This window comes from Prosthecobacter sp., from assembly GCF_014879935.1.
In the GTDB taxonomy this organism is placed as follows: Bacteria; Verrucomicrobiota; Verrucomicrobiia; order Verrucomicrobiales; family Verrucomicrobiaceae; genus Prosthecobacter.
Map to the genome: position 1 here is coordinate 1 of NZ_JACSRD010000086.1, position 17,680 is coordinate 17,680.

Annotated in this window: 16 protein-coding genes; 12 read left to right on the forward strand and 4 right to left on the reverse strand. The window is 61.1% G+C overall.

Translation table 11 applies throughout. The annotated features are described in order from the left end of the window. The first annotated feature begins 50 nt into the window (after positions 1-50). The 6 genes from IAE77_RS04635 (at position 51) to IAE77_RS04660 (ending at position 7,109) form a co-directional block, all read left to right on the forward strand. Entirely contained in the window at positions 51-1,208 is a 1,158-nt protein-coding gene (locus tag IAE77_RS04635) for a nucleoside monophosphate kinase (protein ID WP_345780960.1), read from the forward strand. Positions 1,209-1,260: 52 nt separating this feature from the next. Then, positions 1,261-1,908, forward strand: coding sequence for a Uma2 family endonuclease (locus tag IAE77_RS04640; protein ID WP_294222550.1), 648 nt, complete (start codon positions 1,261-1,263; stop codon positions 1,906-1,908). Continuing rightward, the gene (tgt, locus tag IAE77_RS04645) at positions 1,908-3,590 is read left to right on the forward strand and encodes a tRNA guanosine(34) transglycosylase Tgt (protein ID WP_294222656.1); all 1,683 of its coding nucleotides are present in this window, start codon (positions 1,908-1,910) and stop codon (positions 3,588-3,590) included. The genes IAE77_RS04640 and tgt overlap by 1 nt, the downstream gene beginning before the upstream one ends. A gap of 13 nt (positions 3,591-3,603) precedes the next feature. Further along, positions 3,604-4,206 (forward strand): hypothetical protein, encoded by a 603-nt coding sequence (locus IAE77_RS04650; protein ID WP_294222552.1) that lies wholly within the window; start codon positions 3,604-3,606, stop codon positions 4,204-4,206. Positions 4,207-4,236: 30 nt separating this feature from the next. Beyond that, the gene (locus IAE77_RS04655; protein WP_294222555.1) at positions 4,237-6,252 is read left to right on the forward strand and encodes a prolyl oligopeptidase family serine peptidase; all 2,016 of its coding nucleotides are present in this window, start codon (positions 4,237-4,239) and stop codon (positions 6,250-6,252) included. Between the two features lie 83 nt (positions 6,253-6,335). Further along, a complete protein-coding gene (locus IAE77_RS04660) occupies positions 6,336-7,109 on the forward strand; it encodes an SUMF1/EgtB/PvdO family nonheme iron enzyme (protein ID WP_294222558.1) in 774 nt (257 codons plus the stop codon). Between the two features lies 1 nt (position 7,110). On the opposite strand, the gene IAE77_RS04665 is transcribed toward IAE77_RS04660, so the two are convergent. After that, positions 7,111-7,491 carry an ApaG domain gene (locus IAE77_RS04665; protein WP_294222560.1) on the reverse strand — a complete coding sequence of 127 codons (381 nt, stop codon included), beginning with the start codon at positions 7,489-7,491 and terminating at the stop codon, positions 7,111-7,113. A 146-nt stretch (positions 7,492-7,637) separates the two neighbouring features. Between IAE77_RS04665 and thiD the strand changes: the two genes are divergently transcribed. From thiD to IAE77_RS04680, 3 genes are read left to right on the forward strand one after another with little or no spacing between them, the layout of a single operon-like run. After that, entirely contained in the window at positions 7,638-8,450 is an 813-nt protein-coding gene (thiD, locus tag IAE77_RS04670; RefSeq protein ID WP_294222564.1) for a bifunctional hydroxymethylpyrimidine kinase/phosphomethylpyrimidine kinase, read from the forward strand. Continuing rightward, on the forward strand, positions 8,447-9,544 hold the full coding sequence (locus tag IAE77_RS04675) for a S41 family peptidase (protein ID WP_294222568.1): 1,098 nt from the start codon (positions 8,447-8,449) through the stop codon (positions 9,542-9,544). The genes thiD and IAE77_RS04675 overlap by 4 nt, the downstream gene beginning before the upstream one ends. Further along, complete coding sequence (locus IAE77_RS04680; RefSeq protein ID WP_294222570.1) at positions 9,541-9,753, forward strand: hypothetical protein; 213 nt, start codon at positions 9,541-9,543, stop codon at positions 9,751-9,753. The genes IAE77_RS04675 and IAE77_RS04680 overlap by 4 nt, the downstream gene beginning before the upstream one ends. 39 nt (positions 9,754-9,792) lie before the next feature. Here IAE77_RS04680 and IAE77_RS04685 read toward each other — a convergent pair whose 3' ends face one another. Beyond that, positions 9,793-11,238, reverse strand: coding sequence for a Gfo/Idh/MocA family oxidoreductase (locus IAE77_RS04685; RefSeq protein ID WP_294222573.1), 1,446 nt, complete (start codon positions 11,236-11,238; stop codon positions 9,793-9,795). An 80-nt stretch (positions 11,239-11,318) separates the two neighbouring features. Between IAE77_RS04685 and IAE77_RS04690 the strand changes: the two genes are divergently transcribed. The 3 genes from IAE77_RS04690 to IAE77_RS04700 all read left to right on the forward strand — a co-directional run bounded on the left by IAE77_RS04690 (position 11,319) and on the right by IAE77_RS04700 (position 16,422). Then, positions 11,319-12,791, forward strand: a complete 1,473-nt coding sequence (locus tag IAE77_RS04690) for a sulfatase (RefSeq protein WP_294222575.1) — start codon at positions 11,319-11,321, stop codon at positions 12,789-12,791. 668 nt (positions 12,792-13,459) lie between these two features. Continuing rightward, positions 13,460-14,854, forward strand: coding sequence for a sulfatase (locus tag IAE77_RS04695; protein ID WP_294222578.1), 1,395 nt, complete (start codon positions 13,460-13,462; stop codon positions 14,852-14,854). Positions 14,855-14,979: 125 nt separating this feature from the next. Next, complete coding sequence (locus IAE77_RS04700) at positions 14,980-16,422, forward strand: Gfo/Idh/MocA family oxidoreductase (protein WP_294222582.1); 1,443 nt, start codon at positions 14,980-14,982, stop codon at positions 16,420-16,422. 418 nt (positions 16,423-16,840) lie between these two features. Here IAE77_RS04700 and IAE77_RS04705 read toward each other — a convergent pair whose 3' ends face one another. Both IAE77_RS04705 and IAE77_RS04710 read right to left on the reverse strand, forming a co-directional pair. Then, the gene (locus IAE77_RS04705; protein WP_294222585.1) at positions 16,841-17,458 is read right to left on the reverse strand and encodes a hypothetical protein; all 618 of its coding nucleotides are present in this window, start codon (positions 17,456-17,458) and stop codon (positions 16,841-16,843) included. 8 nt (positions 17,459-17,466) lie between these two features. After that, complete coding sequence (locus tag IAE77_RS04710; protein ID WP_294222587.1) at positions 17,467-17,658, reverse strand: hypothetical protein; 192 nt, start codon at positions 17,656-17,658, stop codon at positions 17,467-17,469. Positions 17,659-17,680 lie beyond the last annotated feature (22 nt).

Sequence of the window (17,680 nt, forward strand, 5' to 3'; positions counted from 1 at the left end):
TGTCATCAACCGCCCCCGAAACCTCTCCCAAACCCGTCGTCCCCGCGGATTTGGAGATCAAAGACGCCCAGCTCATCTTCAACCATGTCTGGAAGCAGCTCGAAGCCGATTACGGTCGCGAAAAACTGCGCTTCCCGAAGGAGCTGATCCTGCTCGGTGGTGCGCCGGGCGCGGGCAAGGGCACGAACACGGACTTCATCCGCAAAGTGCGCGGCATTGATGCGCAGCCCATCGTCGTCAGCGCCTTGCTCGACACACCGGAGGCCCGCGAGATCAAAGCACGCGGCGGCATGGTGGGAGATCGCGAGGTCGTGGGCATCCTCATGCGCAAGCTGCTCGAGCCCGAGCAGCAAAACGGCGCCATCCTCGACGGTTTCCCACGCACCAAGGTGCAGGTCGAGTGCCTCAAGATGCTCTTCGACAAAATGGTGCGCCTGCGCCGCGACTTCCTCGACACACCGGACGCGGCGCACTTCAAGCAGCCCATCTTCCACATCATGGTGCTCTTTGTCGATGAGGCCGAAAGCATCGCCCGGCAGCTCAAGCGCGGCCAGGAAGTGCTCGCCCACAACGCCGAGGTGCGCAGCTCCGGCCTCGGCGAGCTTTGGGAAGAACGCGCCACCGACTTCGATCCCGCACTCGCTCGCAATCGCTACAAAGTCTTCAAAGAGAAGACCTACGACGCGCTCGTCTCGCTGAAGGAGATCTTCCACTACCACTTCATCAATGCGCAGGTGCCGCTCGAGGTGGTGCAGGAAAACATCATCAAGGAGCTCGAATACCAAAGCTCCCTCGAGCTCGATCCGCGCACCTTCGACCTCCTGCGCAAGCTCCCGCTCGCCAGCGAGATCATCCGCCACGCGCGGCAAGACCTCGTGCGCCGCCTCGATGCCTACAAGGTCGAAAAACCCGAGCTCATGCAGGACGTCGTTAGCTTCATTGAGAAAAAGATGATGCCCATCATCGTCCGCCACGCCATCTCCGGCCGCGCCGACATCAACACCGAGGACAAGCTCTTCCACGACCCCGAAGCCCTCGCCATCCTCATCGACATCTTCTCCGAACGCGGCTTCCACGCCAAGACCGATCTCCACGTCATCGAGATCCCCGACCGCTTCGACCTTCAAACCGGCAAGATCGAGTGCCGGAAGAAAAAAGTCTTCCGCATCGCCGTGCAGTTCAAAGGCTCGGAGATTCGCCGTGGCTGATGAGCAAGGAGAGGCTTGTCATTTGCCTCGCGAGTCATACGTTCGCCCCATCATGGTCGCCCTAGCTTCCAAATCCGTGAAAACCGCCCGGCGCAGTGCTTCGCCGAGGTCGCGCCAGACTGGTGTCGCGCAGCAGGAGTCGCGTCCCATCCCGCCGCCGCAGCCCTTTCGCTTCACGGTGAAGGATTACTACCGCCTCGGCGAGATCGGCATCCTCAAGGAAGACGACCGCGTGGAGCTCATCCAAGGAGAAATCATCATGATGCCGCCCATTGATCCAGGACACGCCGAAAGCACGGACAACACTCAACAAAAAATACAGAAGAAGCTCGGCTCAGAGTTTCGTGTCCGCTGCCAACACCCCGTGCGCTTGGATAGCCGAAGCGAGCCGATGCCAGACCTGGCGGTTGTGCGCCAGAAATCCTACAAGGACTGTCATCCAAGCGCGGATGACACCCTGCTCATCATTGAGGTCTCCAATTCCTCCTTGCGAGAGGATCTCGGTCGCAAGAAGCACCTCTATGCCGCCGCGGGCATTCCGGAATACTGGGTGGTCGATTTGAATGCGCGAGTGCTGCATGTCTTTGCCCGTCCGAAAGGTGGTGACTACCTCGATCATCGCATTCACGAGGAAAAAGAGACCGTTCAAAGTGCTACGCTGAAGCCGCTGAAGCTGAAGGTGTCGGAGCTCCTGCCTTGATGCCTCCCTCCCGTCTCGATTTCCAGCTTCAAGCGCGTGCCAGCGGCTCGCGGGCACGGGCGGCGACGTTTCGGACGTTGCATGGGGTGATTCAGACGCCGCTGTTCATGCCGGTGGGCACCCAGGCGACGGTGAAGGCGCAGACGCCGGAGTCGCTGGCGGCATCGGGATCGCAGATTTTGCTGGCGAACACCTACCACCTGCTGCTGCGGCCGGGGCCGGAGGTGTTTGAGAAGATGGGTGGAATTCATCGCTTCATGAAATGGCCCGGCTCGGTGCTCACGGACTCGGGTGGCTACCAAATTTTCTCGCTGCCGCATTCGCGGTCGATGACGGAGAAAGGCGCGGTGTTTCAAAGTTATGTCGATAACCGCCGCATCCTGCTGAGCCCGGAGCTGAGCATTCAAACGCAGCGCAGCATCGGCAGCGACATCATGATGGTGCTCGACCAGTGCATTCCGAGCACGGCGGATGAAAAGACGGCGCGGAAGGCCCTGCAGGTCACGCAACGCTGGGCCGCCCGCAGTCTCGCGGCACGAGAGGACTCGCCGCAGTCGCTTTTCGCCATCGTGCAGGGCGCGTTGTATCCGCATTTACGGAAGGAGAGCGCCGCCGGGCTGGTCCCGATGCCATTTGATGGCTTCGCCATTGGTGGACTGGCCGTGGGTGAGGAAAAACATCAGCGCGAGGACGTGTGCGAGCTCACCGCCGCGATGCTGCCGGAGGATCGGCCGCGTTATCTGATGGGCGTGGGCATGCCAATCGACCTGCTTGAGGCTGTGCATCGCGGGATGGACATGTTTGACTGCATCATCCCCACACAGGTGGCGAAACGCGGCACGGCCTTCACCTCACGCGGCATCGTCGAGTTGCGGCGCAGCGTGTATAAATTCGCCGATGCGCCGCTGGATGCCGCCTGCACCTGCCCGGTGTGCGCCACGCACTCACGGGCCTATTTGCATCATCTCACGAAGACGCAGGAGACGCTCGGCTGGACGCTCATCGGCCAGCACAACATCCACTTCTACCACCAGCTCATGCGCGAGATCCGTGCGAGCATTCTTGAGGACCGCTTCCTGCCGCTCTACCACGAGAAGCGGGCGATCCTGGCCGAAGAGGATCTCGATCATCCGGTGAAGCCGCCGAAACGCGGTCAAAGCTCCACGGTGAGTGAAATTGGCCGTTACGAATTGCATGGTTCGTCGATCCGATTGATCGACTCCGGTGAGATCATTCCGACTGCGATTCAGGACAGCCTGCCGGAGCTGGCAAAACTGATTCACGAGAAGACCCAGGAGCCGCTCATTGTCTGGGATGTCGGTCTTGGTGCAGGCGCAGCCGCTATCTCCGCCATTCTAGGGTATGAAGCCGCAGTGCAGAAGCAGCCGGTACGGCCGATGCATCTCATCAGCATCACGGACGACCTTGACGCTCTCAGACTGGCGCTCAGCCACAAGAAAATCTTCTCCTGGCTGCGTCACGGAGCCGCGGACACGCTGCTGCATCGTGGCGAGTGGACATCGCGATTCTGCAAAGGTTTGAGCTGGTCGCTCGCAAAGAAGGATGAGCGGCCAAAGCCGGAATTGATCCTCCACACGCCTATTCCTGGACAGGAACACGACCTGACCGGCCATGTCTGTCCTGTGATTGACCTGCTTGCGCCACCGCCAGGCCCCCGCTAGTCATGCGGCCCTCATGTCCACCATCGTTGTCACCCAGAAAAACGGCGTCGCCTGCATCGGCGCTGACACGCTCAGTTGTCTTGGCTCGCTGCGGCAGAAAGCACAGCATGTCGTGAACAAGACGAAGATCACCAAGGTCGGCGACACCTTCATCGGTCTCACTGGCACGTCAGCCAGTTTGGTGGTGATGAACAGCTACTTCGCCAATCCGGAGCGCCCGCGCGACTTTTCCTCGTGCGAAACGATCTTTGAAACCTTCCGCCACGCGCATCACTGGCTGAAAGCCGAGTATTTCATGGCTGCGATGCCGGACAAGGGGGAGGAATACGAAACGACGCAGTTTTATGGGCTGATGGCCAACCCGCACGGCATCTTCGCGATCTACTCGTATCGCTCCGCGCAGCAGTTCCACAAATTCTGGGCCGCAGGCTCCGGACGGGACTACGCGCTCGGCGCGATGCAAACGGCCTATGACAAAGGCAAGACAGCGGAGGAAATTGCCCGTGCAGGTCTCGAAGCCGCCGCCGAGTTCGACAGCGCCACCAGCTCACCTTTTGAGATTCACAATATCCCGCTGCTCTCGGCTGAGAAACCCAAAGCCAAGCGCAAGAAATAACCTTTCCGCCCCTTCTTCTTCGATCCAACCATGAAGCGTCTCGTTCTCCCCTTCATTCTCGTTTCCTCCGTCTTCGCGGATGGTCCCAAAGACAACCTCGCCGACAACGTGCGGCCGGTTCCGCCTCCAGGAGTCGCAGTTCCGGATGCAGATCGAGCCAGACTCACGGAAGGCTTGAAAAAGCTGCGCGCAGCCATCGACGATGCTGCCAAAGCGCAGGCGAAACATCCGCTGCTGGCCGATTTGCTGCCGGATCTGGAGATCTACCACAAGGCGGTCGATTGGGCGCTGCGCTACAACGAGGTTCACAAGCTCACCGAGCTGAAAAGCGGTGACGAATTGATCGCGGAAGGCCTGCAACGCGCCGAGCAGTTCAAAAACGGCCAGACGCCATGGACGAAGCAGAAAGGTCTCGTGGTGCGCGGCTATCGCTCGAAGATCGACGGCTCCGTGCAGCCCTATGGCATGGTGATTCCCGAAAGCTACGTCGGCGCTCCGTCGCGTCTCGACATCTGGTGCCACGGACGCGGCGAAACCTTGAGCGAGCTTGGTTTCCTTGATCAACGCCGCAAACAAACCGGCCAGATCTCGCCCAAAGGCGCTCTCGTGCTGCACCCGTATGGCCGCTATTGCTGCGCGAACAAGTTCGCGGGAGAGATCGATCTGCTCGAAGCCATCGATCACGCGAACAAGTTCTACGCCATCGATGAAGACCGCGTGATCGTGCGCGGCTTCAGCATGGGCGGTGCGGCAGCGTGGCAGTTCGCGGTGAACTACGCGGAGAAATGGTGCGCGGCGAATCCGGGCGCCGGTTTCTCCGAGACACCGGAGTTCCTCGGCGGATTCCAGGCGGAGGATGTCAGTGGCGCTCCTTGGTATCAGAAGAAGCTCTGGCATTGGTACAACGCCACGGACAACGCGCTGAACCTCGAAAACTGCCCGACGGTGGCCTACAGCGGCGAGATCGACAAACAGAAGCAGGCTGCCGACATGATGGAGAAAGCGCTGCGGGGCGAAAACGTCGATCTTCTGCACATCATCGGCCCGCAAACCGCGCACAAGATTCATCCCGACTCGCTGATCGAGATCGAAAAGCGCCTCGCGAGCATTGCCGCTCTCGGGCGTGTGCGTGCGCCGACTGAGGTGCATCTCTCGACCTGGTTCCTGCGCTACAACCGCATGCACTGGGTCGTCGTGGACGCTTTGCAGGAGCATTGGGTGCGTGGCCGCATCCATGCACGCGTCACCGGATCGTCAGAAGTCACGATCAAGCTGCAAAACATCACCGCTTTCACGCTCGACATGGCCAGCGGTCATTGCCCGCTGTCGCTGCTGGTGAAGCCGACGGTCGTCATCGATGGCCAGGTGATTGAAGTCACGCGTCCAAAGCTGGACCGTTCCTGGCAGGTGCATTTCCAGCTCAAGAACAGCAAGTGGGTGCAGACGCTGGGCAACGAGGAAGCGGAAAAACTCGTGAAGAAGCACGGGCTGCAAGGCCCGATCGACGACGCCTTCATGGACAAGTTCCTCTTTGTGAAGCCGACGAAGGCCGGACTGAGCGAAAAGGTCGATTCCTGGGCCAAAGCCGAGCTCGAACGTGCGCAATTCGAGTGGCGCAGGCAATTCCGTGGCGATGCGCCGACCAAAGACGATGCTGCCGTCAACGACGCCGACATCGCCGCCAACAACCTCGTGCTGTGGGGCGATCCGCAGAGCAATGCCGTTCTCGCAAAGATTGCCGACAAACTGCCGATCCAGTGGTCGAAGGACAAGCTCGTGGCCAACGGCAAGACGTATGATGCAGCGACGAACGCGCCTGTGCTGATCTACCCAAACCCGCTCAATCCGGCGAAGTATGTGGTGATCAACAGCAGCTTCACCTATCGCGAGTATGATTACCTCAACAACGCCCGTCAGGTCGCCAAGCTGCCGGACTGGGCGGTGATCGATGTCACCAAGCCGAAGACCAGCCAGGCCCCGGGCGGAGTCGCGGATGCCGGTTTCTTCGGCGAAAACTGGGAATGGAAGCCTGCTCCGACGAGATGAGCGTTGCTGCCGATGTTGTAGCGCGGAATTCCGATTCCGCGACGCACCCTCCGCGGAATCGGAATTCCGCGCTACAGGGCGGCATGTTGCGACCGGTGTTTGCCGCCGGCTGCTGCGTGCTGGTTTTGAGCCTCGCTTTCTTCGTCAATGCACAGCCCGCGAAGATCGAAACAGCGTTCACGAACAGCCTGGAGATGCCGTTTGTGCGTGTGGCGAGCATCAACGCGCTGGTCTGCCGGTTCGAGACGCGAGTGAAGGACTACCAGACCTTCGTCACGGCGACAAACACCGAGTGGCCGAAGCCTGAGTTCCCGCAAACGGCCGATCATCCGGCTGTGAACGTGAGCTGGCAGGACGCGAAGGCGTTTTGCCAGTGGCTGGGGCAGAAGGAGGGGCGCAAGTATCGTCTCCTCTCCGATGCCGAATGGAGCGTGCTGGCGGGTCTGAAGGAGAACCAGGACGTTTCACCGATGCTGCAGCCGCCAAGCACCGGACATTTCCACTGGGGACAGCGCCCCCTGGCCAAGGATGTCGGCAATTTCTGCGACGAGGCCTTCGGCAAAAAGTATCGCGCCACCTACGACGCGAAGTGGCTCGAAATCGACGACGGTCATGCCGACACGGCCCCTGCGGGCAGTTATCCGGCCGATGCGAACGGCCTGTTCGACTTCGCCGGCAACGTCTGGGAGTGGGTGGACGGGTGGTATGACCCGCCGAAGAACACCCTGCGCATCGTCCGAGGCGGTTCCTTCCGTGCCGGTGGGGAAAAGCGTCTGCTGGCGTCGTTTCGCGGCCCGGATCCCTACAACGTGCGACTCGACAGTGTCGGGTTTCGCATCGTGTGCGAAAAGGAGTGACTCACACCATCATCGGCGGCTGCATATCAAACGCAGGGATGCGCGTGAAGACGCCGCGACCGTCGAGCGTGGTGCCGAAGAAGGAACCGGTGGCAGTGCTCTCGGTCTTGATCACGTGGTAGGAGTTGTAGCTGAAGGTCTCGCCGGGCGAGAGATTCGGGAACTGGCCGACCACGCCGTCGCCTTCCACCACCATCGTGTCGCCATCGGTGTCACGCACGATCCATTTGCGGCCGAAGATGCGCACCGTCTCCTCCGAGCCGTTGTGGATCGACAGGTGATACACAAAGGGGTGCGGACGTTCCGGTGGAGCAGGCCGGGTGGGGTCGTAGGCGATGCTGTCCACCTTGACTGTGAGTCCTGGCAGCGGGTCAAAATGCATGTGGCATGTTAATTCATGGCGAAATGCCTACAAGCAAGGCTTTGCAGAAATCCAGCTCCACCGTGCCCGTGCGACACATCCGCCGGGCCGTCAAAATGCGATGCTCGAACTGGCAAAAAGCGCGATGGCCTCCTACTGTCGCGAGAATGTCATCTCCCCCCGTCGTTCTCACCATCGCAGGTTCAGATTCCTCCGCCGGAGCGGGTGTTCAGGCCGACTTGAAGGCGATCTCAGCACTCTGCGGCTACGGCTTGAATGCGCTGACCAGCGTCGTGTCGGAAACGCCCGGCATCGTGTCGCAGGTGCGGCTGCTGGACGCGGATTTCATCGCCGATCAGATGCGGGTGCTGTTTGAAGGCTTTCCCGTGGCCGCGGCGAAGACCGGCATGCTCGGCGGCCGTGAACAGGTGCTGGCGGTGACGCGGACGTGGAAACAGCACGCCCAGGGCCGCATCCCGCTCGTCGTCGATCCGGTCATGGTGGCCACGAGCGGCGGCAAACTGCTGGAAGACGAAGCCGTGCGCACCTTGATCGACGAATTGCTCCCTCTGGCGACCTTGATCACGCCGAACATGGATGAGGCCCGGGTGCTGTGGGATCGCGACGTGACGACGGTGGAGGACATGGAAGCCTGCGCCCGGAAGCTGAGCGCACGTTTTGGCACCGCCGTGCTGGTCAAAGGCGGCCATTTGCGAGGCGAGGCGGCAGACGTGCTTTGTCATGCCGAATCCATCACCTGGCACACGGCGCCGCGAACGGCCGGTGTCCACACTCATGGCACGGGTTGCACGTATTCGGCCGCCATCGCCACCTGTCTGGCTCGCGGCATGACTCTGAATGACGCGGTGGCCGAGGCGAAGCAGTTCGTGAGCCGGGCGATCGCACAGCATTTCGCGTGGCAAAGTGCTGGCGCGGGTGTCGTTCATGCTCTCAATCATCTCCAGCAGACCCCCGCATGAGAAGCGCCGCCGCCATTTTGATCCTCACGACCTCCGGATTCGCCGCCAGCGGCCCGGAATCGCAGGACATCAGCCAGGCGGGCATCCAGACGGCGTTCCGCATCCTGCAGAAGGAGTACATCCGCAGCAACGACCTCACCTTCGATGTTTTGAACCGGGCCGCCCTGGCCGGACTGCTGCAGCGGCTCGATTTCGGCGCGGAGTTGATTCCGAAGAAGCTCGAATCTGTGCCGAACGCGCTCAAAGGCGTGCAGGCAGAGCTGCTCACGCCGCAGATCGCCTATCTGCGCCCGCAGGCGATCACGAACCAGGAAGTGACCGAAGTGGAGCAGCAGTTGCGCCAGTTTGCCGAAGCCAAGGTGACGCATCTCATCCTTGATCTGCGCACACCAGCGCCTCCGGGTGATTTTGATGAAGCAGCCGCCTTGCTGAGCCTGTTTGTGCCCAAGGGCGAGACACTCTTCAAGATGAAGCAGATGGGTCAGAATTCAGCGGAGAGTGAAGTCAACCGTCGCGATCCGCTTTGGACGCAGCCGCTGCTCGTCCTGGTGGACGATGAGACGAACAACCTCGGCGAAACGATCGCCGCCGTGCTGCGGCAGCGGAAACAGGCGCTCTTGATCGGCACGGCCACACGCGGCGGAGCCGTGCGCTACGAGACGGTGCCGGTGGATGCCGAATGGTCGCTGCGCTTCGCCCGTGCCGAGGTGTTGCTGGCTGACGACAGCTCCGTGTTCAAGAAGGGCTTGAAACCGGATTTCGCAGTCGCCATGACGCCCACGGCCAAACGCCTCGCCTTCGAGGCAAGTCGCGAAAAGGACGTGAAAAGCACCATCACCGACCGCCCGAGGTCCCGCTTCAACGAAGCGGCGCTCGTGGCCGAAAAAAATCCCGAGCTCGAGACTTACATCCGCCGCTCAGCCGGCGAACCACTGCCTGAGGATGCGCCGAAACCGTCGGACACCGTGCTGCAACGTGCCGTGGACGTGATTCAGGCACGCAGCCACTTTCAATCGGCGAAGATCGACTGGAAACGCAAGGCTCCGGTCAACCATGAACCACCCGCGATGAAGGCGATTCCTGTGAAGCCATGATGGAGATTCCCCAGAAGATCGAAACGACAATCACGATCCAGGAGGTGCTCAGCCCGCGCACCTGCCATGCCTCGCTGCCCAATGGCAAGATCGTCTTCGGTTTCATCTCCAAGGACGCTCCCGAGTTTCAACTCGAAGTCGGCGGAAAGGCGCGCGTGCAGATGGATGTGGCCGATTTTTCCCGTGCCGAGATGCTGAACGCGGCATGAGGCAGGCCGGACCGACCTGCCTCACCGCATCACAGCGGCTCAACTGATCTCCGGAACCACGAAGGGCTCGCGATACTTGTCTTTCAGCATGCCGTTGGCGGCATCGTTGTCGCTGAAGCGCTCGGCTTTGCCATCCATCTTCAAAACGGGGCCGAGGGTGAGCTTGTCCTTGGCCAGATCGACCTCGTTCTTCGCCAGATGCTCCTTCATGCGCTCAAAGGTCTCCGCGGCAAACCTGTCACCTTTGATCATTTCGAGAATCGCGTCCGGGTTCTGCTTCTCGCCGAGGCGATGGCTGATGTTGCCGGTGTGGCAGAGAGCGCTGGAGAGATGACCTTCCAGGATGTCCGCGTGCAGATCGTCCACGCGGCGGCTGCGGCAGGCGTTGATGAAGTTTTTGAAGTGGTCTTCGCTGCCAGAGAATTTCTTGATCTCCTTGCCGTCCTTGTCCAGCACCTGGGCGCTGCTGTAGCTGCTGACGACCACGGTGCCGCCTTCGCATTCGACGATCACGCCGACACCAGCGCCTTTGTACTTGTCCATGTCCTTGCCATCCTTCGCGGACGGCAGACCACGCACTTCAAAGATCAGCGGAGCCTTCTCGTAGCCGTGGTAAATGATCTGCGTGTTCGCGGTCTCGCCATCGTCTTCATAGCCGAGACGGCCACCGACGCTCCACACGGTGGGAGACAGCTCCATCTCACCGAGGAACCAGCGGGCAATGTCCATCTGGTGGATGCCCTGGTTGCCGAGATCGCCATTGCCGTAGTCCCAGGTCCAGTGCCAGTCGTAGTGCAGCTTCTTGCGGGTGAGTGGCTTCTTCGGTCCCGGTCCGCACCACAGGTCGTATTCGACGCTTTCCGGCACCGGTTGCTCGCCCTCGGTCTTGCCGATGCTGTTGCGGCGCTTGTAGCAAAGTCCGCGGGAGACAAGGACTTTGCCGAGATTGCCATCCTGCACGTATTTCACCGCCGCCGCCAGGCCTTCACGGCTGGAACGGGCCTGCGTGCCGGTTTGCACGATCTTCGAGTGCTTGCGTGCCGCGTTGACGATCTGGCGGCCTTCCCACACGCAATGGGACACGGGTTTCTCGACATAGACATCCTTGCCAGCCTGGATTGCCCAGATGGCGGCCAGCGCGTGCCAGTGATTCGGCGTGGCGATGCTCACGGCGTCGATGGACTTGTCGTCAAACACACGCCGCATGTCGGTGTATTGCGTCACCTTGATTTTTTCCTTGTCCAGCGCCTGCACGTGCTTGCTCATCACGTTGCTGTCCACGTCGCAGAGAGCAGCCAGCCGGACGCCTTCGTTCTTGAGGCCTTTGTAGCCACTGATGTGTCCGGCACCCCGGCCGCCAAAGCCGATCACGGCCATGTTGATGGTGTCACCCGGGCTCTTCTGCGCCCAGGAGGTTTTGGCGATGTAGAAAACGCCGGTGGAAGCGGCGACGGACTGGGTGAGAAAGCGACGGCGGTTGGTCATGGGGTCATGAAAAACGCCATCTGCACCGAAGCCTTTCCTTTTTGACAAAGCTGCAAGCGCTTCTTCGTTAGCCATCCGCCATGCTTCGTCTCCTACCGATCATCTCCCTGCTTTTCATCAGTTCGCTTCACGCAGCGACCCGGCCCAATGTTCTCTTCGTGCTCTGCGATGACCTGCGGCCTGATGCGCTGGGTTGCTACGGGTCGAAGCACGTCAAGACGCCCCACATCGACCGCCTCGCCAGCGAGGGCGTCCGTTTCGCAAACACGTTCTGCACCACGTCACTCTGCTCGCCCAGCCGTGCCTCCATCCTCAGCGGGCTCTACGCCCACACCCACGGCGTCACCGACAACTTCACCGAATATCCGGCGTCGATGCCGAGCTTTCCCGGCATCCTGCACGACAGCGGTTACGCCACAGCCTATTTCGGGAAGTACCACATGGGCGAAAACAACGACGAACCGCGTCCCGGATTCGACGTCTTTGTGACCCACAAGGGCCAGGGCAAGTACTTCGACACCGAATGGAACCTCAACGGCAAAAAACGCGAGGTCATCAAGGGCTACTACACCACCGTCGTGACTGATCTGGCGATGGACTGGCTCAAGCAGCAGAGCCCGGACAAACCGTGGTGCGCCTTCATCGGCCACAAGGCCCCGCACAGCTTCTACACACCGGAGCCGAAGTATGAGCATGCTTTCGATGACGTGCGCGTCCCCTACCCTGCCACCGCCTTCCACCTTGATGACAAGCCCGCCTGGATGAAGCAGCGCCTCTATACCTGGCACGGCATCTACGGCCCGCTGTTTGAGTGGCGGAAAAAGTTCCCGGATGACCGTCCGGAGGCGGTGAGGGATTTCGAAAACATGGTCCACGGCTACTGGGGCACCGTTTTGAGCGTGGATGACAGCATCGCACGCCTGCGCGAATGGCTGGAGGAGACCAAGCAGCTCGACAACACCATCATCGTCTTCATGGGCGACAACGGCCTGCTCGAAGGCGAGCACGGCATGGTGGACAAACGCACCGCGCATGAGCCCAGCCTGCGCATTCCGATGGTGGTGCGTTATCCCGGCCTCGCGAAGGCGTCCAAGGTCGTCCCGCAGCAGGTTCTCACCGTCGATGTGGCCGCCAGCATGCTGGAACTCTGCGGCGCTCCCGCCTTGCAGAAAACGCACGGCAAGTCGTGGGTGAAACTCGTGCAGTCGGGCGATCCCGACTGGCGCACGAGCTGGTTCTACCACTACAACTACGAGAAGCAGTTCCCCTACACGCCGAATGTCCGTGCCGTGCGCACCGACGACTGGAAGTACATCCATTACCCGCACGGCGATGGCAGTCCGGACAAGCATCTGGCCGAGCTTTACGACCTGAACAACGACCCTGGCGAAACCAGGAACCTCATCAACGATCCCAAGCTCGCCGGGAGAGTCGCCGAACTCCAGGCTGAGCTGACGAAACTCATGCAGGCGACCGGATTGACTGCCAAAACCGACACGATGCCCGTGGACCAAGGCGTGAAGAGCGAACTCCCAGACGCGAAGATCCGGTGATTGGCATCTTGCCGAGAGCCTCTGCCGTTCGGGAACTTTCATGGCGTTCCTACTTCAAGGGGCTTTCGACTTCTCGCGAGGGGCACAGATTGTTCCAACGGTTCCGCCCACAACGGCCCCGAAAACAATCAGAAGCGGCCAGAGCAGCGGCCCGCCCACGTCACCCGACAAGCCCGCCGCGACAAACAGAAGCAGCGGAACCAGACACCCACAGCCAAGGGATCCACGCAGACACCCTGACGCACGTCGTCGTTTCGGCGCGCGACTCGGCTGCATCACGGGTCGATGTCGTCGCTCATGCGCAGTGGATGTTGTTGTGCAGGACGCCAATCAATGGCCAGGCAGCGGCCCAAGGTTGGTCAATGAGGCGCAAAACTTGGCCAGCAAGAAGATAACTTCTTGTAAACACGACAGACAATGAGACACCGTCTCATCTCTTCCCAGCCGTCATGAACCGACTTCTCGTTCCCATTCTTGGCCTCGCCGGACTTTTGTCCGCCCAAAGCTTGCCAGATGCTCCACAGCCCCCTCCGGCCGCACCATCACCTCCTGCACCCGCCCCGAAGCCTGTGACGTCCGATCCTGGGTCTGTCTCCGCGGCGACCTCGCCTCCAGCTTCGAATGCCCCGCTTCCGCCGATCCAACCAGCGCCAGTGAAAGTGCCTGTCGTGCCGACTTTGCCCACGGGAGCGCCGCCAAACATCATCGTGATGCTCATCGATGACATGGGCTGGACGGACCTCGGCTGCTACGGCTCGAAGTACTACGAGACGCCGCACATCGACCAGCTGGCGAAGGACGGCATGCGCTTCACGCAGGCCTATTCCGCCTGCACCGTGTGCTCGCCCACGCGTGCGGCCATGATGACGGGGAAATCCCCTGCCCGCCTGCACATCACGGACTGGATCGCCGGCCATGTGCCGGACAACGGACGCCTCGTGATCCCGAAATGGACGATGCACCTGCCTTTGGAGGAGGAAACGATCGCCGAACGGCTCAAAACACGTGGATACGCCACCGCGAGCATCGGCAAGTGGCATCTCGGCGAGGATGCGTTTTATCCGACAAAACACGGCTTTGACGTCAACATCGGCGGCACGCATGCCGGATCGCCGCCGAGCTACTTCTCGCCTTACAAGATCGCCACGCTGCCCGACGGACCGAAGGATGAGTTCCTGCCGGACCGCCTGACGACCGAGGCGGTGAAGTTCATCGACAAGAACCAGGCGAAGCCCTTTTTCGTCTATCTGCCCCACTACGCCGTCCACACGCCGATCATGGGCAAGCCGGAAGTCGTGGCGAAATACCAAGCCAAACCGGCGGCGGGCGGCCACAGCAATCCGGTTTATGCCGCGCTCGTGCAGGGCGTGGACGACAGCGTCGGCACGCTGCGGGCCAAATTGAAGGAGCTGAACCTCGACCAGAACACGCTCTTCGTCTTCACCAGCGACAACGGCGGCCTGAGCCACCTCGTGCGGCCGGACGGCTGGACACGCGGCCCCACGGACAACAGCCCGGCCCGTCTCGGCAAAGGCAGCGCCTATGAGGGTGGCGTGCACGTGCCGCTGATCGTTTCCTGGCCTGCGCTGGTTAAACCCGGCACCACCTGCGACGTGCCAGTCATCACTTACGACCACGTTCCCACGCTGCTCGCCGCCACGCAGACGCCGCTGAAGGAAGGCCAGGTCGTCGATGGCGAGTCGCTGCTGCCTCTGCTCGGCCAGACCGACACGCTGGCCCGTGAGGCGATCTACTGGCACTACCCGCATTATCATCCTGGCAGCGCCCGTCCTTACAGCGCCATCCGTGAAGGCGATTGGAAACTGATCCTCTTCCACGAGGACAAACACGTCGAACTCTACAACCTCAAGCTCGACGCCGGCGAGGCCGACAACCGGGCTCCGTTCGAATCGATCCGTGCGATGCAACTCCGCGACAAGCTGAACGCCTGGCTTGAAGCCACGGGAGCGCAGATCCCCGAGACGAATCCGAAATACGATCCCGACAAGCCGCTCAACGAGCCGAAGAAAGGCAAAGGCGAGGGCAAAAAGAAGGCGGAGTAGGTTCCAAGTTTCAGGTTTCAGGTTTCAGGTTTCAAGTTTCAGGTTCGAGGTAGGCGGGCAGCCGATCTTGAAACTTTGAACCTGAAACATGAAACACGGCCTCCGAGGCGCGTTCTAGTTGGACCATGAGCGCCAACCAGCCTGTTTCGTCCCGCCGTCAATTCATCGCCCGCAGCGCCACAGCCGCCGCCGCGTTCGGTTTTCCTGCCATTGTCAGTGCGCGTTCGCCCAATGCGAAGTTGAACCTCGTCTTCATCGGCGTGGGCGGTCGCGCCACGGGCAACATCAAGGAGCTGACCGGAGTCACGCTTTACAACCCGAAGGTGGCAGCCAAAAAGAACCCAAAGCAGCCCGACGCGGCCGTGCAGCCGCCGCCTCCGGTCGAACCACGCGAAAACGTCGTCGCGTTGTGCGATGTGAACGGTGAAAACCTCGACCGTGCCGCCGAGGCGTTCAAAGGCGCGAAGAAGTTCCGCGATTTCCGCCAGCTCTACGACAAGATGAGCGCCTCGGAGATCGACGCGGTGATCGTCAGCACCACCGAGCACACGCACGCCTACGCCACGCTGCCGGCCCTGCTGATGAAGAAGCACGTGTATTGCGAAAAGCCGCTCACCCACAACGTCGCCGAGGCCCGTCTCATCACGAAGGCCGCCGCCGAGGCTGGTGTCGTCACCCAGATGGGCACGCAGATCCACGGCATGCCGAATTATCGCCGCGTCGTCGAGCTGATCCAAAGCGGTGCCATCGGCAAAGTGACCGAGGCGCATGTCTGCGTCTCACGTGCCTGGGGTTTGCAGAGCAAGGAGGACGCGGAGAAGAATGGCGACATCATCCACGTGACCGAACGCCCCACGCTGGCAGAAACGCCGCCGCCGTTTCTCGATTGGGACCTGTGGATCGGCCCGGCACCGATGCGGCCTTACAGCAGCGTCTATTTCCCCGGTCCCAAGTGGTATCGCTGGTGGGACTTCGGCAACGGCACCATGTCCGACCTCGGCAGCCACTGGAATGACCTGCCCTTCTGGGCGCTGAAGCTCGACGCGCCGCTCAGTGTCGAGGCCTTCGGACCGGAGCCGCATCCTGAGATCGCGCCCGCCTCCATGCATGCCGTTTATGAATACGGACCGCGTGGCGACATGCCCGCGTGCAAGGTCCACTGGCATCAGGGTGCGTCCAAGCCGGATGTGTGGAAGAACGATCCCTACATCAGCAAGTGGAGCAGCGGCGTTCTCTTCGTCGGTGACAAAGGCATGCTGCTCTCCGATTACGGCAAGCACGTGCTGCTGCCGGAGGCGGACTTCAAAGACTTCCAGCGTCCCAAACCCTTCATCGCCGATTCACCCGGCCATCACGCCGAATTCCTCGCTGCGATCAAGAACGGCACCCCGACCGGCAGCCCCTTCAGCTACGCCGGACCGCTCACCGAGGCCAATCACCTCGGCAACGTGGCGCATCGTGCCGGTGGCAAAATCGTGTGGGATGCCAAGGCCATGCGCATCACCAACAACGAAGCCGCGAACCGCTTCCTGAGCCGCACTCCGCGTGAGGGCTGGAAGCTGGGGTGAAGCAACTGGAGCGCGGGCCTCCGAGCCCGCAGCACTCCGCCAAGAGCTTTCGCTCCACTTTTGCAATCGCCTCCACCACACCGCCGACCCCGTGCTTTCAGTGGCGCAGACCACATCCATTCACGTCTTCCACTGACGATCCACTGCGGACTCGGAGGTCAGCGCTTGTCTCTACATTGGGTCCTTCCCTGATAAGATGGAGCCACCGCGACAGCGGTGGCCTTCAAGCAGGGAGGCCTGGAAGGAAGCATTGACAGACCGCGACCGCGCTGGTGCCCGTAGGGCACGCAGGAGATAGGCGTCCATGCTTCACGAAGGGCTGACGTGAAGCCGAACCGAATCCGCAGCCCTGGTGATCCTCTGGCAGCAGTGTTGGCTCACTCCTTGGAAGACCGGCATCTTCCGCCATGAAATCTACTCACTTCACCTTCTTGATCACCCGTACCGCGTAGATCTTCGCCGTCAGTTCGCTGAGCTTCACCGGTTTCGTGTCATCACGCAGCGGATCACGCGCGAGGTATTCATGGCCTTCCTTGCCGACAATCACGCACCAGTGCTGGATGCCGCCGATGAGGAAATACTTCACGACGGGATACGCGCCGCGTTCCAGGGCGTCGTCCAGGAGCGAATGCTTCGTGACTGGGTGGTATTCGGCCGTCAGGCAGTGATCGGTCACTTTAGGGATGGCGTTCCAGACCACCCAGCCTTGGGGCAGAAAGCCGTCGGCCTTCTTCAAACGTTCATTCAGTTCCTTCGGCGTCAGTTTGACACCGAGATCCGAGCAGGCCATCGCCACACTCGTCACGAGGCAGCCGTGACTGCCCAAGGTGCAGTCGGATGGGCCGAGTTGGTCGTTCGCCCAGCGTTTGTCCTTCTGCAGCAGCGTCTTGCCGCTGTCAGGGAGGCGAATATGCAACTCACGTCCACCTTTCGAGGCAATCGCGGGCGCGAGACGTGCCCAGCAGGTCCGCAGCAACACACAACTGGTCGCGGTGGTCACCAGTGCGATCAAACCGATGACCGGCCAGCGGCGCATGCGCAGGATCAATGCTCCTTTTTCGCCTCGTGCTTCTCCTCTTTCGCGTGAGGATCGGCATGGGAGTCGCCATGACCTTCACCGTGGGCCTTGTGCATGCCTTCATGCAACACCTTGGTTTCCTCGAAAGAGTGCTTGTCACAGGAAACGGAGGCGAGGATGAAGGCGGCGGCGCAGAGAAAAATCGGAGCGGTTTTCATGGAGGTTCGAGGCCGCCATCCT